This is a genomic window from Actinoplanes sp. NBC_00393 (assembly GCF_036053395.1).
Taxonomy (GTDB): Bacteria; Actinomycetota; Actinomycetes; order Mycobacteriales; family Micromonosporaceae; genus Actinoplanes.
On sequence record NZ_CP107942.1, the window covers coordinates 8,361,637 to 8,382,409 of the forward strand.

The 20,773-nt window shown below is 68.2% G+C and carries 15 protein-coding genes; 7 read left to right on the forward strand and 8 right to left on the reverse strand.

All coding sequences use genetic code 11. The features are described 5' to 3' along the window. Nucleotides 1-8: 8 nt before the first annotated feature. From OHA21_RS38710 to OHA21_RS38730, 5 genes are all read right to left on the reverse strand, one after another. Entirely contained in the window at nt 9-1,247 is a 1,239-nt protein-coding gene (locus OHA21_RS38710) for an MFS transporter (RefSeq protein ID WP_328463721.1), read from the reverse strand. Nucleotides 1,248-1,328: 81 nt separating this feature from the next. After that, nucleotides 1,329-2,081, reverse strand: coding sequence for a respiratory nitrate reductase subunit gamma (narI, locus tag OHA21_RS38715; protein WP_328463723.1), 753 nt, complete (start codon nt 2,079-2,081; stop codon nt 1,329-1,331). Continuing rightward, entirely contained in the window at nt 2,078-2,698 is a 621-nt protein-coding gene (gene narJ / locus OHA21_RS38720; protein ID WP_328463725.1) for a nitrate reductase molybdenum cofactor assembly chaperone, read from the reverse strand. Before narJ ends, narI begins: the two co-directional genes overlap by 4 nt. Further along, nucleotides 2,695-4,377 (reverse strand): nitrate reductase subunit beta, encoded by a 1,683-nt coding sequence (gene narH / locus OHA21_RS38725; RefSeq protein ID WP_328463727.1) that lies wholly within the window; start codon nt 4,375-4,377, stop codon nt 2,695-2,697. The genes narJ and narH overlap by 4 nt, the downstream gene beginning before the upstream one ends. Continuing rightward, on the reverse strand, nt 4,377-8,045 hold the full coding sequence (locus OHA21_RS38730) for a nitrate reductase subunit alpha (RefSeq protein WP_328463729.1): 3,669 nt from the start codon (nt 8,043-8,045) through the stop codon (nt 4,377-4,379). Before OHA21_RS38730 ends, narH begins: the two co-directional genes overlap by 1 nt. Nucleotides 8,046-8,557: 512 nt before the next feature. Between OHA21_RS38730 and OHA21_RS38735 the strand changes: the two genes are divergently transcribed. From OHA21_RS38735 to OHA21_RS38745, 3 genes are all read left to right on the forward strand, one after another. Then, nucleotides 8,558-9,766, forward strand: a complete 1,209-nt coding sequence (locus OHA21_RS38735; protein ID WP_328463731.1) for a globin domain-containing protein — start codon at nt 8,558-8,560, stop codon at nt 9,764-9,766. A gap of 278 nt (nt 9,767-10,044) precedes the next feature. Beyond that, a complete protein-coding gene (locus OHA21_RS38740) occupies nt 10,045-12,480 on the forward strand; it encodes a phosphoketolase family protein (RefSeq protein WP_328463733.1) in 2,436 nt (811 codons plus the stop codon). A gap of 396 nt (nt 12,481-12,876) precedes the next feature. Further along, nucleotides 12,877-13,125 (forward strand): hypothetical protein, encoded by a 249-nt coding sequence (locus OHA21_RS38745; protein WP_328463734.1) that lies wholly within the window; start codon nt 12,877-12,879, stop codon nt 13,123-13,125. Nucleotides 13,126-13,131: 6 nt separating this feature from the next. Here OHA21_RS38745 and OHA21_RS38750 read toward each other — a convergent pair whose 3' ends face one another. Beyond that, on the reverse strand, nt 13,132-14,007 hold the full coding sequence (locus OHA21_RS38750; protein ID WP_328463735.1) for a universal stress protein: 876 nt from the start codon (nt 14,005-14,007) through the stop codon (nt 13,132-13,134). Between the two features lie 313 nt (nt 14,008-14,320). Here OHA21_RS38750 and OHA21_RS38755 point away from each other — a divergent pair, with 313 nt between their 5' ends. Together OHA21_RS38755 and OHA21_RS38760 are read left to right on the forward strand one after the other, a co-directional pair. Beyond that, nucleotides 14,321-17,050, forward strand: coding sequence for a cation-translocating P-type ATPase (locus OHA21_RS38755; protein WP_328463737.1), 2,730 nt, complete (start codon nt 14,321-14,323; stop codon nt 17,048-17,050). Next, entirely contained in the window at nt 17,031-17,195 is a 165-nt protein-coding gene (locus OHA21_RS38760; protein WP_328463739.1) for a hypothetical protein, read from the forward strand. The genes OHA21_RS38755 and OHA21_RS38760 overlap by 20 nt, the downstream gene beginning before the upstream one ends. A gap of 333 nt (nt 17,196-17,528) precedes the next feature. Here OHA21_RS38760 and OHA21_RS38765 read toward each other — a convergent pair whose 3' ends face one another. Together OHA21_RS38765 and OHA21_RS38770 are read right to left on the reverse strand one after the other, a co-directional pair. Then, nucleotides 17,529-17,984, reverse strand: a complete 456-nt coding sequence (locus OHA21_RS38765) for a hypothetical protein (RefSeq protein WP_328463741.1) — start codon at nt 17,982-17,984, stop codon at nt 17,529-17,531. A 275-nt stretch (nt 17,985-18,259) separates the two neighbouring features. Continuing rightward, complete coding sequence (locus tag OHA21_RS38770) at nt 18,260-19,249, reverse strand: hypothetical protein (RefSeq protein WP_328463743.1); 990 nt, start codon at nt 19,247-19,249, stop codon at nt 18,260-18,262. 130 nt (nt 19,250-19,379) lie between these two features. Here OHA21_RS38770 and OHA21_RS38775 point away from each other — a divergent pair, with 130 nt between their 5' ends. Together OHA21_RS38775 and OHA21_RS38780 are read left to right on the forward strand one after the other, a co-directional pair. Then, nucleotides 19,380-19,826, forward strand: coding sequence for a hypothetical protein (locus OHA21_RS38775; RefSeq protein ID WP_328463745.1), 447 nt, complete (start codon nt 19,380-19,382; stop codon nt 19,824-19,826). Nucleotides 19,827-19,940: 114 nt separating this feature from the next. Next, nucleotides 19,941-20,372, forward strand: coding sequence for a hypothetical protein (locus OHA21_RS38780; protein WP_328463747.1), 432 nt, complete (start codon nt 19,941-19,943; stop codon nt 20,370-20,372). Nucleotides 20,373-20,773: the final 401 nt, after the last annotated feature.

A 20,773-nucleotide genomic window follows, 5' to 3' on the forward strand; every position in this document is an offset into this window, starting at 1 on the left:
GGCTTCCTTCAGGTGGTGGTCGGCCGGCGGGCGAGGCCGCTCATCTTGACCGCGGTGTAGACGGCTGCGGCGAGCGCGACGTCGGACAGCAGCATGAGGCCGATGGCGTAGGAGTTCTCGACGCCGTACACCCAGCCCATGATCAGCGGCGGGACGAAGCCGCCGAGACCGCCCGCGGCGCCGACGACACCCGTGACGGTGCCGACCTTGTCGGCCGGGGCGACCTTGCCGACCAAGGCGAACACGGCGCCGCCGGCCGCGCCGAGCAGGGCTGCCATGCCGAGGAAGGCGATGGTGGCGACCGGCATCAGCGGCGGCTGGAACGCCTGGACGACGGCGAACAACGCGACGCCCGCGAAGCTCCACACCAGCACCGGCACTGGGTGGATCCGGTCGGACAGCCAACCGCCGATCGGTCGGGCGATCACCGCGAGGACGACGAATCCGGCGGTGCGCAGGGCGGCATCGTTGGCGGTGAGGCCGTAGCCGGTCTTGAGGTAGGCGGGCAGGTAGACGCTGAAGGCGACGAACCCGCCGAATCCGACGGCGTAGAGGAAACACATCTGCCAGGTGACGGGGAGCCGGCAGACGTCAATGGTACGAGCCCACGCGGTCCCGGCCGGGCGTTGCCTGTTCGGTGCGTCCCGGATCAGTAGGAACGCTGCGACGGCGTACCCGGCCAGGATCGCGGCGACCAGCAGGAACGGGGTGTTCTGGCCGTACGCGTCGGCGAGCTTGACGGTGCTGAAGTTGGCGATGGCGGTACCGGCGGTGCCGATGCCGAAGACCCCGATGGCGAAGCCTTTGCGGGCCGGCGGGTACCAGCCGGAGACCAGCGGAACGCCGACGGCGAAGGTGGTGCCGCCGATGCCGAGGAAGAATCCGGTGATGATCAGCGCCGGATACGACGACACGACCGTCAGGGTGAGCACGGGCGCGATGGTGATCAGACTGATGACCGGGAACATCACGCGTGCGCCGAACCGGTCGGTCAGTGCACCGACCGGGATGCGGCCGAGGGAGCCGACCACCACGGGCACCGCCACGAGCAGCGACTGCGCGGCGAAGCTCAGTCCGAGGCGTTCCTTGACGCCCGGGCCGAGCGGACCGAGCAGCGCCCACGCCCAGAAGTTGACCATGAACCCGATGGTCGCCAACACCAGGTTGCGGCCGGCTCCGGCCGGGACGACCTTGTCCGGCTGGGGGTTGGGCGCCGTCCGTGCCGCGCCACCGCTTGTTGTCGCCATGCTCTACCTCAAGAGGTCGGGCCGGACTCGACCGGCGCGTTCATACAGGAACTGTTCGAGGGGGTGCTGCCCGGCTGCGCGTCACTCGCGACGCCGGGTGGATTTCGCCGGCAGCGTGGGTGGGCCTTCCCAGCCGGGTCGGGTGGGACGCAGGCCCGGCCTCGTGTCGCGGCTGCGGTAGGGCACGTACGGGCGGGTGAGGTAGCCGACGGGTGCGCTGAAGGCGTGCACGAGGCGGGTGAACGGCCAGAATGCGAACAGTGCGAAGGCGGCGATGATGTGGATCTGGAAGCCGATCGGGACGCCGGCCATGATCTGCGGGTCGGGGCTGAGGTAGAACAGCGACCGGAACCAGGGCGAGATGGTTTCGCGGTAGTCGTAGCCGGGGCCGGTGACGTTCGCCCGCAGGGTCGACCACAGGCCCAGCACGATCACTGCGGCGAGCACCAGGTACATGGCTTTGTCGTTCTTCGTCGTCGCGGCGAACACCGGGCCGGTCAGCCGGCGGCGGGCGATGAGGATGGCCATGCCGATCAGCGTGCAGAATCCCGCGACGGTCCCGATGAACACCGCCAACAGGTGGTAGGTGTGCTCGGTGATGCCAACGGCCTCGGTCCAGGCTTTCGGGACGAGCAGGCCACCGATGTGCCCGACGAGGACCATCAGCACGCCGAAGTGGAACATGGGGCTGCCCCAGCGCAGCACCGCGGACTCGTACATCTGCGACGAGCGGGTGGTCCAGCCGAACTTGTCGTAGCGGTAACGCCAGATCAGTCCGCCAACGAGGATGGCGATGCTGAGGTAGGGAAAAACCACCCAGAGAAGAGTGTTCATCGGCGGCCTCCGGTGGTGTCGACGAGTCCGAACGGTTCGAGGCCCACCTGTTCGACGGGCGGGCCGGTCTGGGCGAGTCGGATGGCGGCGGCAATGTCGCCGGGTTCCGGTGGCGGCAGCATCGCCCGGACCGCCTCGATCGCGTGCCGGTAGACCGATCCCTCTTTGGCGAGCGCCTTGGTGAGCAGGTCGAGGCCGACCCGGTTCTCGCGCAGCAGCCGCCAACCGTCGTCGTCAACCGTGGCCAGGTCGAGCACGGCGGGCAGGTAGTCGGGCAGTTCCCCGTCGACGACCTCCAGCCCGGCCTGCTTGTACGCGGCGGCGAACAGGACCAGGGCCTCGCCGCGTTTGCGGGTGTCGCCGCAGGTGTAGTAGGTCAGGTGCAGGCAGCAGCGGCGGCGGAAGTCGAACAGTTGCACGTACTCGTCGGCGAGCTCGACCGGATCGCCGTGGCTGCGATGCCCGGCGACCGTCCGCAGCGGTTGCGCAACGGGGTCGGGCAGCGCGTCGAGCGCCGTCACGAGGGTCGGCAGGACGGCGAGCGTGTCCGGGTCGGGGTAGCGCAGCAGCAGCGAGGCCGCCCGCGCAGCGACCGGCCGCCAGATGGATCCGCTCACGGCTCGCCTCCGTCCTTCTTCGGCGGGAAGAGTCCTTCGGGGCGGCCCTTGCCGTCCCAGTTGAGCAGGTTGACCCGGGCTTGTTTGTCCTCGGGTGCGGCGACGGAGTCGGCGGTCTGCCGGTCGCGCAGCATGTGGAACGTCTCCACCTGGATCGGCGCCGGCGTGCCGGAGGACTCACCGAAGGGCCCTTGGCCGTACGGGCCGCCGCCGCCCATACCGGGGCCACCCTCGTAGTCGAGGCTGCATTCGGTACCGAGCTGCTCCAGATGGTGCGCGTCCTCGGCGTGCGCGGCGGGAATGACGTACCGCTCCTCGTACTTGGCGATGGCCAGCAGCCGGTACATGTCGTCCATCTGCTGCCCGGTCATGCCGACCGCGGCGGCGATCGACTCGTCGCGGTCCTCGCCGAGGTTGATCCGGCGCTGATAGGCACGCATCGCGGCAAGCCGCTGCAGCACGGCCGTCACCGGGGCCGGGTCTCCGGCGGTGAACAGCCCGGCCAGATAGTCCACGGGGATGCGCAGGGCGTCGACGGCGCCGAACAGGTTGTTCAGATCCTCACCGTCGTGGCCGGTGTCGCGCAGGATGTCGACGACCGGCGACAGCGGCGGGATGTACCAGACCATCGGCATGGTGCGGTACTCCGGGTGCAGCGGCAGCGCCACCTCGTACTTCATGATGAGGTCCCAGATCGGGGACCGCTGCGCCGCGGCGATCCAGTCGTCCGGGATGTCCGCGGCCCGCGCCGCGGCGACCACCTGAGGATCGTGGGGGTCGAGGAAGACGGACTTCTGCGCCTCGTACAGGGCGTGTTCGTCCTTGACGGCGGCGGCCTTACCCACGGCGTCGGCGTCGTAGAGCATGAGGCCGAGGTAGCGCAGCCGGCCGACGCAGGTCTCGGAGCAGATGGTGGGCTGGCCGATCTCGATGCGTGGGAAGCAGAAGGTGCACTTCTCGGCCTTGCCGGTGCGATGGTTGAAATAGATTTTCTTGTACGGGCAGCCGGTCACGCACATCCGCCAGCCTCGGCATTTGTCCTGGTCGACCAGGACGATGCCATCCTCGGACCGCTTGTAGATCGCCCCGGACGGGCACGACGCGGCGCAGGACGGGTTGAGGCAGTGCTCGCAGATGCGGGGCAGGAAGAACAGGAACGCCTTCTCGTACTCCTGGCGCACCTGGTCCGACAGTTGCTGCAGCACGGGGTCGCCGGCGGCGATCTCGTTGCCGCCCGCGAGGGAGTCGTCCCAGTTGGCCGACCAGGTGACCTTGGTGTCCTCGCCGGTGAGCAGCGACTTCGGTCGGGCCACCGGGGTGTCGGTGCCGCCGGCGGGGGCGGTGAGCAGGTGCTCGTAGTCGTAGGTCCACGGCTCGTAGTAGTCCTGCATGGCCGGCAGCTTCGGGTTGGCGAAGATGCCGAACAGCTTCTTGACCCGGCCGCCGGCTTTCGGCTTGAGTCGCCCGGTCCGGGTACGGGTCCAGCCACCCTGCCACTTCTGCTGATCCTCGTAGGTGCGGGGATATCCCTGCCCGGGGCGGGATTCGACGTTGTTGAACCAGACGTACTCGACACCGGAACGGTTCGTCCACGCCTGTTTGCAGGTGACCGAGCAGGTGTGACAGCCGATGCACTTGTCGAGGTTCATCACCATCGACATCTGGGCCATGACGCGCATCAGTACTGCACCTCCTGGGATCGGCGGCGGATGACGGTGACCTCGTCGCGCTGGTTACCGGTCGGGCCGAGGTAGTTGAACGCGAACGACAGCTGGGCGTAGCCGCCGATGATGTGGCTGGGCTTGATCAGCAGCCGGGTCAGCGAGTTGTGGATGCCACCGCGCCGGCCGTTGGTCTCGGCCTTCGGCACGTCGATCACCCGTTCCTGGGCGTGGTACATGTACACGGTGCCTTCGGGCATCTTGTGGGTCACCACCGCGCGGCAGACGACGACGCCGTTGCGGTTGACCGCCTCGATCCATTCGTTGTCGGTGACGCCGATCTTCGCGGCATCGACCTCGCTCATCCACATCGTCGGGCCGCCGCGCGACAGCGTCAGCATGATGAGGTTGTCCTGGTATTCGGAGTGAATCGACCACTTCGAATGCGGGGTCAGGTACCGCACCGTGAGTTCGAGTTCGCCTTTGGCACCGAGGCGTGGTTCGCCGAACAGTTTGTGCATGTCCAGTGGTGGCCGGAACACCGGCAACTCCTCGCCCAATTCCTGCATCCAGTCGTGGTCGAGGTAGAAGTGCTGCCGCCCGGTCAGGGTGTGCCAGGGCTTGAGCCGCTCGGTGTTGATCGTGAACGGCGAGTACCGGCGCCCGCCGTGCTCGCTGCCCGACCACTCCGGGCTGGTGATGACCGGGACCGGCCGGGACTGGCAGTCGGCGAAGCGGATCTGCTTGCCCTCGTGCTCGCTGGACATGTCGGCCAGCCGCTGCCCGGTGCGCCGCTCGAGGAAGAGGAAGCCCTCGGTGGCGACCCGGCCGTTGGTGGTGCCCGACAACGCCAGGATCGCCTCACAACAACGGATGTCGGTATCCAGCCGGGGCCGGCCGTCCGCGACGCCCCCGCGTACTGTGCCGTTGACCTTCTTGAGGAACTCGATCTCCGGGTTCACGTCGACCGTGACGGCCTTCGTGGTGGTGCCGAGCCGGTCCAGCAACGGACCCAGCGAAGCCATCTTCGCGGCGATCGCACCGTAGTCGCGTTCGACCACGATGAATTTCGGCATCGTCTTTCCCGGCACTGCCGGGACCTCACCGGTCTTCCAGTCGCGGACCACCCCGCCCGGGGTGGCCATCGCGTCCGGCGTGTCGTGCAGCAGCGGTGCCGCGACCATGTCCTTGCGCACGCCCAGACGCGGACCGGCGAGCTCGGAGAACACCTTCGCGATGCCGTGGAACGCGTCGAAGTCGGTGCGGGTCTGCCAGGGTGGGTTGATCGCCGGGGTGAACGCGTGGATGAACGGGTGCATGTCCGTGGTGTTCAGGTCGTGCTTCTCGTACCACGTCGCCGCAGGTAGCACCACGTCGGAGAACAGCGTGGTCGAGGTCATCCGGAAGTCCAGCGACAGCAACAGGTCGAGCTTTCCCTCCGGCGCCTGGTCATGCCAGACCACCTCCTGCGGCCGTTTCTCCGGTGCCGCCTCCTCGGCCCGCAGGGAGGCGTCGGTGCCGAGAAGGTGCCGTAGGAAGTACTCGTTGCCCTTCGCAGAGGAGCCCAGCAGGTTGGCCCGCCACACCGTCAGCACTCGGGGCCAGTTCTGCTCGGCGTCCGGGTCCGTGCAGGCGAATCCGAGCCGCCCGTCGACCAGTTCCCTCGCCACGTGCCCGGCCGGGTCGTCCGGGGCGGCGGTGAGCGCCTCGTCGGCAACATCGAGCGGGTTGCGGTCGAACGTCGGCATCGAGGGCATCCAACCGAGCCGCGCCGACTTCGCCAACAGGTCAGCGGTGTGCTTGCCGGCGAACTCGCCCTTGGCCAGCGGCGAGGTCAGCACGTCCGCGCTGTACTGGTCGTAGCGCCACTGGTCGGTGTGTAGATACCAGTAGGCGGTGCCGATCATCTGCCGCGGTGGACGGACCCAGTCCAGCCCGAACGCCAGATGCGCCCAGCCGGTCACCGGCCGGCACTTCTCCTGGCCCACGTAGTGCGCCCAGCCGCCGCCGTTGACGCCCTGGCAGCCGGTCAGCGTGGTGAGGGTGAGCATGGCCCGGTAGGTGGTGTCGGAGTGGAACCAGTGATTGGTGCCGGCTCCCATCAGGATCATCGACCGGCCGCCGGAGCGTTCGGCGTTGTCGGCGAACTCCCGGCCGATACGGGCCACCGCAGCCCCGGGTACGCCGGTGATCGGCTCCTGCCACGCCGGAGTGTACGGCACCTCGGCGTCGTCGTACCCGGTCGGCCAGGTACCCGGTAGACCCGGCCGGGCGACACCGTACTGGGCGAGCATCAGGTCGAAGACCGTGGTCACCAGCTTGCCGGCGACCCGGGCCGTGGGCACGCCGCGGCGCATCAGCTCCGGAACGTCGTTGTCGAAGCGCGGCAACGCGATCTCGACGCCGTCCCCACCTGCGCAGCTGAGCCGCGGGACGATGTCACCGAGGTCGAGGTTCCACTTGCCGACTCCGGCTTCGCTGAACCGGTCCCCCAAAGATCCGCCGGGCACCGCCACCGCGTCGGTGGCGGAATCCCACAACACCGGCCGGAACGCCGCCTCGGCGTCCGTCTCGCCCAGGTCCGCTGCCGTGACGAACTTGCCTGGGCGGTAGCCGCCGCCCTCGACCGGCTCCAGAGCGACCAGATAGGGCAGGTCGGTGTAGCGCGACACGTAGTCGACGAACCGCGGCGTGGTCTTCTCGACGAAGAACTCCTTGAGGATCACGTGGCCCATCGCCATGGCGAGCGCACCGTCGGTGCCCGGCTGCGCGGGCAGCCACTCATCAGCGAACTTCACATTGTCGGCGTAGTCGGGCGACACCACGACGACCTTCTGCCCGCGGTAGCGGGCCTCCGCCATCCAGTGCGCGTCCGGGGTCCGCGTCACCGGGACGTTCGAACCCCACATCACCAGGTAGGAGGCGTCCCACCAGTCGCCCGACTCGGGCACGTCGGTCTGGTCGCCGAACATCTGCGGTGACGCGACCGGCAGGTCGGCGTACCAGTCGTAGAACGACAGCATGGATCCGCCGATCAACGACAGGAACCGGGCGCCGGTCGCGTGCGACACCATCGACATCGCCGGGATCGGTGAGAACCCCGCGACCCGGTCCGGCCCATGTTCCGCAATGGTGTGCACGTGCGCGGCGGCAACGATCTCCTGCGCCTCGTCCCACGACACCCGCACTAGACCGCCTTTGCCGCGGGCCTGCTGATAGCGGCGCCGGCGCACCGGGTCGGCCTGGATGTCCGCCCACGCCGCGACCGGGTCGCCGCCCAGGCGGCGCTTGGCCTCGCGGAACATCTCCACCAGCACACCACGGGCGTACGGGTAGCGCACCCGGGTCGGCGAATACGTGTACCAGGAGAACGCGGCACCGCGCGGGCAACCGCGTGGCTCGTACTCCGGTCGGTCCGCCCCGACACTCGGGTAGTCGGTCTGCTGCTGCTCCCAGGTGATGATGCCGTCCTTGACATATACCTTCCACGAGCAGGACCCGGTGCAGTTCACTCCGTGCGTCGAACGCACCACCTTGTCGTAGGACCAGCGATCCCGGTAGAAGCTGTCCGCTTCCCGGCCGCCGATCTGGTGCAGCGTCCGGCCGTCGCCGGACACCTCCGCCCGCCGCACCAACCCGCCGACCGCTAGTAACGCCCGTCCCGCGGTTTCGGTCGCGCTCGCCATCTGCCCTCGTTCCCTCGTGAAGACCTTGAAAGCCACATTGGTAGCCGCAACACATTGACGCAACTCGAACAACCGGCCTCTGCCACTCCACTACGATCTTGCCGAAAGTGCCTGGGCCAAAGGTCCCGATTCGGCAAGCAGCCGCTCGACGCCATGCTCGGCCGAGTCGTAGGGCGCAACGTTCAGGGCGTGTTCGCACGCACGTTCGCCAGGCGACGCTGGTCGACACCCGCTGCCGATGATCGGGCGAAGGCGTCATCCTCCGGTCTGGCTTCGGGGTCGGACTTCTCGACGGCGGGCCCTTCGGCCCAAGTTACGGTGCCGATGGGCCCCACGTTTCCCGATCCATCCGCTGTCGACCGGATCCTGATTAATGTCGGGGACAAGATCCGTTTCGGGCGAGCGCGTCACGCCAGGCATCCTGCGCCTCGCGGACATACGACACCCACCAGGCCGGCACCTCCGACCGCGTGTCGGGGGATGGCCGCCCCCTACTTCCCGGGAGGTCCACCGTGCTGTCGGACAAGGCGCGCCCCATCGTCGAGGCCACGCTGCCGGTCGTCGGCGCCCACATCGAGGAGATCGCGAACCGGTTCTACGCCCACATGTTCGCTGAACATCCAGAGCTGCAGGACGGCGTGTTCAACCGTGGGAACCAGGCCGAGGGCAGCCAGCCGAAGGCTCTCGCCGGCTCGGTGGCCGTGTTCGCCACCGCGCTGATCAAGAGTCCGCAACAACTGCCGGAACGGCTGCTCACCCGCATCGCGCACAAGCACGCGTCACTGGGCATCCGCGCGGAGCAGTACCAGACCGTGCGCGACAACCTCATGTGGGCCATCGCCGACGTGCTCGGCGACGCCGTCACCGAGGACGTCGCGGCCGCCTGGGACGAGGTGTACTGGCTGATGGCCTACGCGCTGATCCATCAGGAACGCGGTCTGTACAGCGCCCGGGGAGTGACGGCGGCACGGGTGTGGCGGCAGTGGCGGGTCGCTCAGAAGGTCCCGGAGACCACCGAAGTCACCTTGTTCGTCATGCAACGCATCGACGACCGGCCGGTCAAGACGTCACTGCCCGGCCAGTACATCACCGTCAACGTGCTGATGCCGGACGGAATCCGGCAGCCCCGCCAGTTCAGTCTGACTCGCGCGGACGACGGTGAGCACCGCTACTTCGCCGTCAAACGGGTGCACGGCGGCGGGAAGCCCGACGGTGAGGTGTCGACGCTGCTGCACGATCAGATCCGGGTCGGCGATGAATTGACCATGAGCGTGCCGTACGGCGATGTCGTACTCGACGACGGCGGCCGGCCGGTGGTGTTCGTCAGTGCGGGGATCGGGATCAGCCCGATGGCCGGGATGATCTCGCACCTGGTCGCGGCCGGTTCCCGCCTGAAGGTGACCTTGCTGCACGCCGACGCGAACGAAGCCTCGTTCCCGCTGCGCCGCCAGGTCGCCGCCGACCTGGCCCGGCTGCCGGGATCCGCGATGTACGTCTGGTACGAGGACGGCTCCGGCAGCGAACTACCCGTCACGGGCACCCATGCCGGCATGATGGATCTGACTGGCGTGGACCTGCCCGGCAACGCCGTCTACTACCTCTGCGGGCCGATTCCGTTCATGCAGGCGATCCGCTCACACCTGCTCGCTCGCGGAGTTTCCGTTCACGACATCCAGTACGAGGTGTTCGGTCCGGACCTGTGGCAGGCGGACACCGACTGAGCCGCCCTCACTACGGTCGGGCGCCGTGGGCCGCACCATCGTAGCGGTCGGCATGGCCGGCCGCTCTGGCCACCGGCCATGGCCTGCGAGCGGCACCACTTGGCCGGGCATCACCCGCTATGCGGCCCGCCCGAGCGTTCACCGAGAAGATTCGGTCCTTGCACCGCCCTGAGCTGCGACACGACCTGTCGGCACCGGCCAGGAAGCCAGACTTCGACTGCGAGCCACCGAGCACGGCAATAGCATCCGATCGAGATGTCATCGCACAGGAGAGGACCATGTCTGTGACCGCCGTTTCGGACCACCGGACCGCCCCGCGTGACCAGCAGGAACTGGTGCGCAGACTCGCCGCGCCGGACGACGCCGAGGTGGCCGGGCTGGACGCCTGGTGGCGTGCGAACAACTACCTGACCATCGGCCAGATCTACCTGCAGGGCAATCCGCTGCTGCGGGAGCCGCTCACCAGCGAGCACATCAAGCCGCGCCTGCTCGGCCACTGGGGCACTAGCCCGGGACTGTCGTTCATCTACGCGCATGTGTCCCGGCTGATCAAGCAGACCGGGCAGCAGTCGATCTACCTGGCCGGGCCGGGGCACGGTGGTCCCGCGCTGGTCGCCGCCGGCTATCTGGAGGGCACCTACTCCGAGGTGTACCCGAAGGTGAGCCTGGACTCCGGCGGCCTGCTGCGGCTGTTCCGGCAGTTCTCCTCGCCCGGCGGCATCCCCAGCCACGTGTCGGTGACCACGCCCGGCTCGATCCACGAGGGCGGCGAGCTCGGTTACGTGCTGGTGCACGCGTTCGGTGCGGTGATGGACAACCCGGACCTGCTGGCGATCGCGGTCGTCGGTGACGGCGAGGCCGAGACCGGGCCGCTGGAGGGCTCCTGGAAGGGCGTCTCCTTCATCAACCCGGAGCACGACGGTGCGGTGCTGCCGATCCTGCACCTCAACGGCGCGAAGATCGCCGGCCCGACCGTGCTAGCCCGCAAGGATCCGGCCGAGGTGCGCAAGCTCTTCGAAGGGCACGGCTACGAGGTGCTCGAGGTGGGGGGCGACGATGTTCCCGGCATGCACCACCGGTTCGCCGCGGTCCTCGCCGAGGCCTGGGGGAAGATCAAGGGCATCCAGGACGCGGCCCGCAACGGTACGTGGGACGGCACGCGCCCGCGCTGGCCACTGATCATCATGCGTACGCCGAAGGGCTGGACCGGTCCCGACAAGATCGACGGGATCACGGTGACCGGCACGTGGCGCTCGCATCAGGTGCCGCTCTCCGGGGTGAAGGGCAACGAGGACCACCTGCGGGAGCTGGAGAAATGGCTGCGGTCCTACCGGCCGGAGGAGTTGTTCGACGCGACCGGGGCACCGACGAAGGTGGTGCGATCGCTGACGCCGGACGGTGACCTGCGGATGAGTGCCACCCCGCACGCCAACGGCGGCCTACTCACCCGAGACCTGGATCTGCCCGACTTCCGCGACTATGCGATCGACGTGAAGAAGCCCGCCGCGCTGCGAGCCGAGTCGACCCGCAAGCTGGGCGAGATGATGCGCGACATCTACTCGCGCAACCCGGACAGTTTCCGCCTGTTCTGCCCGGACGAGACGAACAGCAACCGGCTCGGAGCTGTCTTCGAGGTCTCCGACCGCGGTTTCATGGAATCGGTCACCGCCGATGATGTGAAGATCAGCAACAAAGGCCGCGTGATGGAGGTGCTGTCGGAGCACAACTGTCACGGCTGGCTGGAGGGCTACAACCTGACCGGGCGGCACGGCATGTTCGCCACCTACGAGGCGTTCGCCATGGTCAGCGCGTCCCAGACGGTGCAGCACGGCAAATGGCTGCAGGAGGCGTCGCACCTGCCGTGGCGGGCCAAGGTGCCCAGCCTGAACGTCCTGCTCACCTCGACCGCCTGGCGCAACGACCACAACGGCTTCTCACACCAGGGCCCCGGCCTCATCCAGGTGGTGCTGAACCAGCGCGGCACCGTCGCCCGGGTCTACCTGCCGCCGGACGCGAACACCCTGCTGTCGGTCGCCGACCACTGCTTCCGCAGCAAGTCGTACGTCAACCTGATCGTTATCGACAAGCAGCCGCAGCTGCAGTGGCTGGACATGGACCAGGCGATCGAGCACTGCACCAGGGGCGCCGGCATCTGGGAGTGGGCCGGCACCGACACCGGCGACAGCGACCCGGACATCGTGCTCGCGTGCGCCGGCGACGTGGTGACGATGGAGACCGTGGCGGCTGCTCGGATCCTGATGGAGAAGCTGCCGCAGCTGAAGGTCCGGGTGGTCAACGTGGTCAACCTGATGACGCTGCCGCGGCCCAAGGACCACCCGCACGGCATGAGCGAGACCATGTTCCGCGAGCTGTTCACCGACCACGTGGACGTGGTGTTCGCCTTCCACGGCTATCCGGGCGCCATCCACCAGCTGGTCCACGGCCGGCCGGACGCCGACCGGTTCCGGGTCCGCGGCTTCATCGAGCAGGGCACCACCACCACGCCGTTCGACATGACGGTCCGCAACCGGGCGTCCCGCTACCACCTGGTGATCGACGCGATCAACAACGCCCGGCGGCTGCCGCCGGGCGCGACCGCGCTCAAGACGTGGTGCGAGGCGCAGCTCGCGAAGCACGAGCAGTACGTGGTCGACCACCTGGAGGACATGCCAGAGGTCCGGGACTGGTCGCTCGGCGATTGGGCCGAGCACTGATCCACGTCGCACACGAGGGCCGGCATCATCAATGGTGCCGGTCCTCCGGCTCCTGCCCGGTGCCGCTTGTCAGCGCTGGTTCGACAGGTTAGGCACGTTGCCGGATCAGGGTCAACACTCCGGGCTCGAGACCGATGCCCGCTGGGCAGTTGGGGTGCAGGACAAGCAGGAAGTCGGCACTGCCCTGGTCGGCGAGGGAGTCGAGCGACCAGTACCCGCGAGGTTCTCCGTTGTTCCAATCGGCGAAGCGGACTGGGACGGAATCGGTGACCGCGATGCCCGGGGCGGTGCCGGGCGGTTACGGCGGCGGTGATCGCACGGGTGACGCCGTGAAAGGTGGTTACGCCCCGAACTCGACACCGGATTCGAACCCTCGCTTCGGTCCTGACCGTCGCCATGCACGGCCTCGTTGTCGCCGCGATCGCTGCGCCCGACGTCGCCGGCCGGGAAATCGTCGCGAGCCCGTTCGACGACGGTCCACCGCAGCGCTGGTCCCTGTCGGCGCTCAGTGTTGCCAGTACCGCGCTGACGTGCCTCGAACCCGATCCACACGGCCCGGACGATGAGCGGCGCCTGGCCCAGGTGTACCAGGCAATCAACGAATGGGCATCCCGGCTGGCCGGAGACGCCAGCTCGAGTGAATAGGCCTGTTCAGATCTTGCGGGAGAGCGGAGGGCTGACGAGTACAGGACGGTGGGCGTGGTGCAGGGTCGCCATGGCGACGCTGCCGAGGACGATTTCGGCGGGCGCCGAACGGCCGCGTGAGCCGACCACGATGGCGGCGGCCTTCTGCTCGCGGGCGTAGACCGTCAGAGCGTCGGCCACGGCACGGCCCTGACGCCCGGAGCCGCTCAGCAGATGCACCGCGGTGAACGCCTGATCGCCTGGTCCGGTTTGCGGTGCGGGCTGAGTGGTGTCGTCGCCGACGGCGACGAGGTGCAGGTCCCGCGTCGGGAACAGGTTCCGGGCCGTGGCGAATGCGGTGTCAGCGCCGGCCGAGCCGTCCCAGCCGACAACGACCGGGCCGCCCGGCAGTGCCTCGTACTCATCGATCAGCAGCGGCTGGGGGATCACCAGGACCGGGCGGGTGCTGTAGTGCACGGCCATGTCGGACACGCTGCCGAGGAACGCCTTGGCACCACCGAGCCCGCGGGAGCCCATGACAAGCACGTCCGACTGCGCCTCGTCGGCGATCTGCGCCAGGTGCAGGCCTTCTCCGCCGTAGGCACGCTGCACGACGGGCTCGCTGTCCCATCCGGCGGCGCGCGCAAGCATCACACCGGTGGCGACCAGACGGGCGGCTTCCTCTTCGCCTTCGCGTTCGATCGCGGCGACCAACTCGTTGAGGTTGCTGTTACGCGCCCGCAGCCGGCGCCGGAGCTCGTCGTTGGCGAACGGCGCAGTCCACAGGTAGGCGATCTGAGCGTGCGCGCGCGGGAACAGTTGCGCCGCGGCCTCGATCGCGGCGTTCGCGGCCGGAGACCCGTCGTAGGCGACCACGGCCTTCGTTACGACTGATCCGTTCATGACGCACGTCCTCTCCGCAGCTTCGCGTATATCGCCGTAGCCAGTTCTCACTCGTGTTACTGAGCTGTCGCTGCGGCTGATCGGTCGCGAGCCGGTCACCATGGCGTCGTGATCTTACCCGTTGGGATCCGTTATGGAGGCTGGTGGGTGCCGGTGTGACATGCCATCAGAACGCCTGCTGCGAACCTGGCCAGGGCCGCTGTTGCGGTTGCCTCGCCCGCGTACCGGCACGGCGGCGTACCCCCGTACGGTTGATCACGGCCCCGGAGGGCCGCCCGGATAGGCATTCTGCAATGGTCTGAACGGAGCCGAGATGCCCGCTGAAGCCCCTTCCCCGGCGACCGCGACCGGATGGCATGCACGGCCGGTCGCCGATCTTCTGGAAGAACTGAACGCAGACTCGGCGGACGGCCTCACCACCGATGAGGCTCGGCATCGGCGGGAACGGCTCGGCCGCAATCAGCTCGACGAGGTGCCGAAGCAGCCGCGGTGGCGGGCGTTCCTACGGCAGTTCCAGGACCTTCTGATCATCATCCTTCTGGTCGCCGCGGTGGTGGCTCTGGTGGTGGGCCGGGAGTGGGAGACCCCGATCGCGATCACATTCGTCGTGTTGCTCAACGCGACGATCGGGTTCGTGCAGGAGTCGAAGGCAGAAGCCGCGCTCGACGCGTTGCGGCGGATGAGCGTGACGACCGCGACCGTACGCCGCGACGGCCGTGTCGTCCGGCTGGACGCCACCGAACTGGTGCCCGGTGACGTGGTGGTCGTGGAGGCCGGTGACCGGGTGCCCGCAGACGGCCGGCTGTTGTCGGCGACCTCACTGGAGATCCAGGAGTCGATGCTGACCGGTGAATCCCAGCCGTCGACCAAGTCGGCGTCGGCCGCAGTCGACGAGGACGCCCCGCTGGGCGACCGGGTGAACACCGTCTACATGAACACCGCGGTCACCCGCGGCCACGGCGAGGTGCTGATCACCGCGACCGGAATGGGCACCGAGACCGGCCGGATCGCCGACATGCTGCACCAGGCGAAACCCTCCTCGACGCCGCTGCAGCAGCAGATCGACGCGCTCAGCCGCACGCTGGCATTCATCGCCGGCGGAGTCATCGTCGTCGTGTTCGCCCTCGGCCTGCTCCGTGGGCAGCCCTTCGACGACCTGTTCATCACCGCTGTCTCCCTCGCGGTCGCGGCCATTCCCGAAGGGCTGCCCGCCGTGGTGGCGTTCACCCTGGCGATGGGCACCGGCCGGCTCGCCAAACGGGGCGCGATCGTCAAAAGGCTCGCGTCGGTGGAGACCCTGGGCGGCACCACACAGATCTGCACCGACAAGACCGGCACCCTGACCCTCAATCAGATGACGGCCCGCGAACTGCTGATGTCCGGTCGCCGATACCGGATCTCGGGAGAGGGCTACTCCACCGACGGACGCATCGACGCCGACGGCGCCTCACCGCACGGACCTCTGGACCCGGCGCTGGTACCGATGGCCCTGTGTAGCGACGCCGTGCTCCGCGACGACGACATCGTAGGAGACCCCACCGAAGGCGCGCTGGTCGTGCTCGCCGCCAAAGGCGGCATCGACGTCACCGCACTACGCAAACAGCACCCCCGCGTGCTCGACATCCCGTTCGATTCCGACTACAAATTCATGGCCACCTTCCATGACTGGACCGACGAGCAAGGCCGCCAGGTCATCCGCTGCTTCGTCAAGGGAGCCCCGGACGTGCTCGCCGCCCGGGCCGGCGGCTACCTAGGCGACACAGGCAACGTCCTGCCGTTCGACGCCGCCGCCCGGCAACGCCACGATCGAGCGAACGCGGACATCGCCGGGCAAGGCATGCGGGTGATGGCCGTCGCCGTTCAGGATTTCCCCGCCGACGACTTCACACCGCCCCAGGACCCCAAGGACATGCTCGATCGTTTGGTCCTGGTTGCTCTCGCCGGCATCGTCGACCCGCCACGCCCGGAAGCCAAAGAGGCCATCCAGCAATGCCGTGACGCAGGGATCAGAGTCCGGATGCTCACCGGCGACCACGCCGCCACCGCCGCCGCGATCGCCGCCGAGATCGGCATCCCCGGCCGGGCAGTGACCGGCACCGACCTCGACACCATCACCGACGACAGCGACCTCGCCCGCGAACTCGACGACATCGGGGTCGTCGCCCGAGTGTCGCCCAGCCACAAGATCCGGATCGTGAGCGCGCTTCAGCAGCGCGGCGAGGTGACCGCGATGACCGGCGACGGCGTCAACGACGCCCCCGCGCTGCGCAAGGCCGACATCGGCGTGGCAATGGGCAAGACCGGGACGGAGGTGACGAAGGAGGCGGCCACCATGGTCCTGACCGACGACAACTTCGCCACCATCGTGACGGCTGTACGCGAAGGCCGCGGCGTGTACGCCAACATCGTCAACTTCACCCGCTTCCAGGTCTCCACCGCGCTCGGCTTCGTCATGACCTTCCTGATCGCGTCACTGACCGGCATCGCCGGCGGCGCACCGTTCACCGCGCTGCAGATCCTTTTCGTCAACCTGGTCATGGACGGGCCGCCCGCAATGTCGCTCGGCGTCGACCCGGTCAGCCCCGACGCGATGCGCCAGCCGCCCCGCCGCCGCAACGAACACATCCTCAACCGGCGACGGCTACTGCGGGTCCTGCTCGCCAGCACCGTCATGGCAGGCGGCACCCTGGCCGTCCTCGTCTGGGCGCCAGGGCCCGCGCCCGAACTCGGCCGGGCGACGACCGCCGGCACCATGGCGTTCGTAACCTTCGTGCTGTTCCAGGCCTTCAACCTGCTCAACGTCCGATCCGACATCCGCAGCGTGTTCAGCCCTGAAACTCTGCACAACCGATCCGCGCTCGCTGCCACCGGCCTCGTCGTGGCACTGCTCGCCGTCATCGTGCAGCTCGATGTCGCACACCACCTGTTCGCCACCACCGACCTCACCCCAGGGCAGTGGCTGACCTGCACCGCCGTCGCCTCCACCATCCTGATCACCGGCGAGTTACTCAAGATGGTGCTGCGTGCCCGCCGCCGTGGCTGAACAACGCACGCCACGTCGCGGTGCGCACCCGACCGGGGTGACCGCGCGCACGGCCACCGCGGATCACCCCGTCGACCTCATCACGGCCAAGGCCAGTCACATCGAGTACCGCGCGGGCGACTTCCGTAAATCAGATCAAAGCTGATCAGTAGCGGCCCTCTGCGTCGTCGGGGCCGCGAATGTCAAAGCTCGAGACCGCGCTTCTTGCAGCTCGCGAGGTACCCGACCGAGCCGGTTCGGGCACCGCCACATCCGAATCGACGTTTATATCCATTTCAAGTGCTCCGCGGACCGAGGTCGCACAACTCGACCGGACGTCACACTGTTCGAGGGGTGTGGTTGCATCGAGCGATCGGCTGCTGTGGTGCCGATTCGGCCGGATGGTCAGGCACAGTTGATCGGTGAGACTCGCCGGCTGACCGCTGGTTCATGGACGAGACGTAGAAGCATCCGATTCATAGGCTCGGCCAAGCGGAGATCAGACGTTGCTGCCGAGACCGGAACCGATCACCAGAAAAGTGCTGTCCGGCCAAGCCGCGCGGTCCTCGGCTTTGTTCGGCGGTCGGATGAATACGATCTTCACCCGGCGCGGCCACCAGCGGGCCGGTTCGGTCCAAGTGCACCGGGCACGCTGCGGATCCGAGCCGAGACAGTCGCCAGTCGGCTCCCAGCCGTCGAGTTGGTCGGCCACCATCGACCGGACCTGGTCCCAAGACGTGTCGAGTGGCATCACGTAGGTGCTCACGCTGGCTGCGCCGCGATCGGTGCGCAATTCCTGGTGGACCTCGGACGAGCGGAGATCCACGACGACCTCGTAGCCACCTTCGGGCAACTTCTCCGAGGCACCGGCCGGCGCGTTGATGGTGAAATGCTCGCCGGCTGTGAGCCAGCGGACGCCGCCGAAAGCTGCCAGAACCAGGATGATGGTCGCCACAGTGCCGGCCAAGGCCACACGTGCCCGTCGATCGATCCGCACAACCGAAGTCTAGGAGAGCACCGCACGGGATCGGCTACAGCCCGGGGCTTGATAAGCGGCACCAATCACCTGTGTCGCCGGTGGGTACCGACCTTCACGGGACGAGGCTGAACGCCACGGCGGTGCCAGTGTCGGACGGGATCGACCAACGCCTCGGTTCGATGGGCGGAGTGCACAACGCTGAAGTGTTGGCGGAACTCCGCGTGCGGCTCTATCGATAACGGCCCCGGGGCTCAGGAAACAGCGCGCGGCTTCACCCGTTCGCGAACCGTGCGCACCGTGCCGTAGCGGGCGAGTCCGCGCAGGTTGTGGAACCGGTGATAGTCCAGGGTGACCGGACGCAACTCCAGCCAGCTGTTCTTGTCCAGCACCTGCCGCCACTTCGGGTACGGCAGGAACAGATAGTGCTCCGGAAAGCGTGACTTGTCCTGGCTCGTGATCTTCAGGACCTCGGCCTGACGCCGGCCGGCACGCACCACGAGCATCGGCCGGTCTTTCGACTCGCCGTCGCCTTCCTGGAACGGCACATCGGCATACCAGACCTGACCGGCCTTCGGTGGCCACTGTCCCTGACTGCGATCACCGGCATGCGCGAGCGTTCCCGTTCGCCACTGATCGAACAACCGCCACCCGGCTATGACGAGCAGCGCCACCGCCGCGATCTGCACCATCGTCAAAACCATCCCCCACCGCAACGCCGACTCCGGTCCGGTCTTCTCGCCGGTCAGCACCGCCACGGCGCCCCGTGCATCCACGACGAAAGCCAGACCGATGCCGGCGCCCAACGTCAGCACACCGAGCAGAGCGAGCCAGGCCGGCGGCAGCCGGTCCAGCGCCGCCCACACCGCCACACACCCGAGCACGGCAACCAGCGCGTTCCCCCCGGCCGGTCCCGCCAGCCCCCAGGACGGCATCCCCCCGGCATGCCACGCCAGCACCGTGCCCGAGGCCGCCGCCAGCACTGCAACAGCCCGGCCCAGCAACGGAACAAGCCGCAGACCCGGCCACACCGGCCGGTACCACCACGCCACCGCCACCGCGAGCGCCGCCGACACCGACAGCCACAGAACAGCCGGTCCTGGCTGCTCACCGGCGGAATCCGCTCCGCCGGGACTCACCAGCACCACCGCCGGCCAGGCGAGCAACGCCGCCACAAACCAGAGAGCGAAGATCTTCACCGACACAGAGAGCAGCCCGCCCCGGGCATATCCATCACCACGCACCGGCTGAGCTTAAGTCCACACCAGACTAAGATCATCACCTATGCAGCTCAGTAGTTGCACACCCATGGGACCGTAGCGGTCATTGGTGTCAGGCGGCTTTCCCTGGTGACCGATCCGTATGATCCGGCTGATGATCAACGAGCCGTTGCGCCCCGGCCCCGCGGCCATCGGGCGGCGACCGCCCAGCATCAGCGCCAGCGTGCTGCTTTTCGCTTTCTGGTGGGTGTACGTACTTGCCGTTGACATCGCGCTCCTGGCCGAGGTCGGCGGCGCCGGGAACTGGCTCGCCCTGGGTGGCTGCACGGTGGCCGTCGGTGTCCTGCTGCGTGGCCTCCGGCGCGGGAGCCCGACCGCGTGGCGGGTGGCCCAGCGATTCGCCGTGGGCGTCGCGCTCGCTTTTCTCGGTGGTGCCGCGACGATGCTGCTGTTCGGGCCGCGGCTCGGGTCGCTGATCGCGCCGCCGGTCGAACCCGTTGTCGTCGTGGGGATTCTGGGCGGGCTGCTGGCGGTGCTGGCCCTGCTCGTCAGCGGACTGCTGCTGCGCACAGCTTCGGCCCGGGCCTGGTGCGGTCGCTGATCGCTCATCGCCCAGGATGGCGCCACGCACTCGATCTTCACCGGCCGGCTCCTGCTGCCCCTGCTGTCCCCGCTCCGACGTACTGCCGCGGTCACCCTGGGGGACGGAACTCCGGTGGCGGTGCTGCGCCGCAAGTTCGTGTCCAAGCGGCACCAGTTCGACGTTCTTGATGCCGGAGCTACGACGCTGCTCGCCACCGGTGCCGCCACCAGCTTCGCGAACGACCATCACCGGCTGGTCGGTCCGCGTTCCGAGGTCATCCTGGAGTACCTGATCGACTATGCGGGTCGCCGGCGGGGGACGGTGACTCTGCCGGACGGCCGGGTCTTCACGACCGACGGCGACCGCAGTGCCCAGCATTTCGCCATCACCGACCGGTCGGGTCGCCCGGTGGCCTCGCTGGTGACCACGAGCAGCGCCTTGCCGATGCGGTCGGCGGACCTGGTGCTGGACGTCGGTGCGCCGGTGCTGACGCTGCTCGAAGCGATCGGCATGGCGCAGTGTCTGCTCACCGTGGTCAACTCCCGGCGGGGCGACGCCACCTGACCGGCGATCGTCACCGACGACCTTCAACCAATCCAAGGGGTACGGCGGCCGTTCGCACTGATCCGATCGGCTCCTGCGCTGTCCGGCTGAGCGCCAAGAAAAATGTCAGGCTTCGACCCCAAGCGCTCCAGTGGTGCAGAGCCGCGCACACGACAGGGTCCTGACACCTGCCCCAGGCGAACGGCCAGCGGAAGCCGCGCGTCGCACCTGGCGTGGCTGCGTGGCGTCCGGCACCGGCTCCCGTACGCGGTCAGATTGGCCACGAGCCGGCCCGCCGGGTAGGTGTCGAAGTCGACCTAGGGCAGCCACCACCAGACGGTGCCGTCCGCGCACTCGTAGTCCAGCAACATGTCGGCACGCGTCTCGAACAGGCTGCTCCCGACGTACACCGCTAAAGATTT

What these genes read in the sequence shown, in the direction of transcription:
- OHA21_RS38710 (WP_328463721.1), bottom strand. Translation starts at nt 1,247, where the DNA reads ATGGCGACAACAAGCGGTGGCGCGGCACGGACGGCGCCCAACCCCCAG.
- narI (WP_328463723.1), bottom strand. Translation starts at nt 2,081, where the DNA reads ATGAACACTCTTCTCTGGGTGGTTTTTCCCTACCTCAGCATCGCCATC.
- narH (WP_328463727.1), bottom strand. Translation starts at nt 4,377, where the DNA reads ATGCGCGTCATGGCCCAGATGTCGATGGTGATGAACCTCGACAAGTGC.
- OHA21_RS38730 (WP_328463729.1), bottom strand. Translation starts at nt 8,045, where the DNA reads ATGGCGAGCGCGACCGAAACCGCGGGACGGGCGTTACTAGCGGTCGGC.
- OHA21_RS38740 (WP_328463733.1), top strand. Translation starts at nt 10,045, where the DNA reads ATGTCTGTGACCGCCGTTTCGGACCACCGGACCGCCCCGCGTGACCAG.
- OHA21_RS38745 (WP_328463734.1), top strand. Translation starts at nt 12,877, where the DNA reads ATGCACGGCCTCGTTGTCGCCGCGATCGCTGCGCCCGACGTCGCCGGC.
- OHA21_RS38750 (WP_328463735.1), bottom strand. Translation starts at nt 14,007, where the DNA reads ATGAACGGATCAGTCGTAACGAAGGCCGTGGTCGCCTACGACGGGTCT.
- OHA21_RS38755 (WP_328463737.1), top strand. Translation starts at nt 14,321, where the DNA reads ATGCCCGCTGAAGCCCCTTCCCCGGCGACCGCGACCGGATGGCATGCA.
- OHA21_RS38775 (WP_328463745.1), top strand. Translation starts at nt 19,380, where the DNA reads ATGATCAACGAGCCGTTGCGCCCCGGCCCCGCGGCCATCGGGCGGCGA.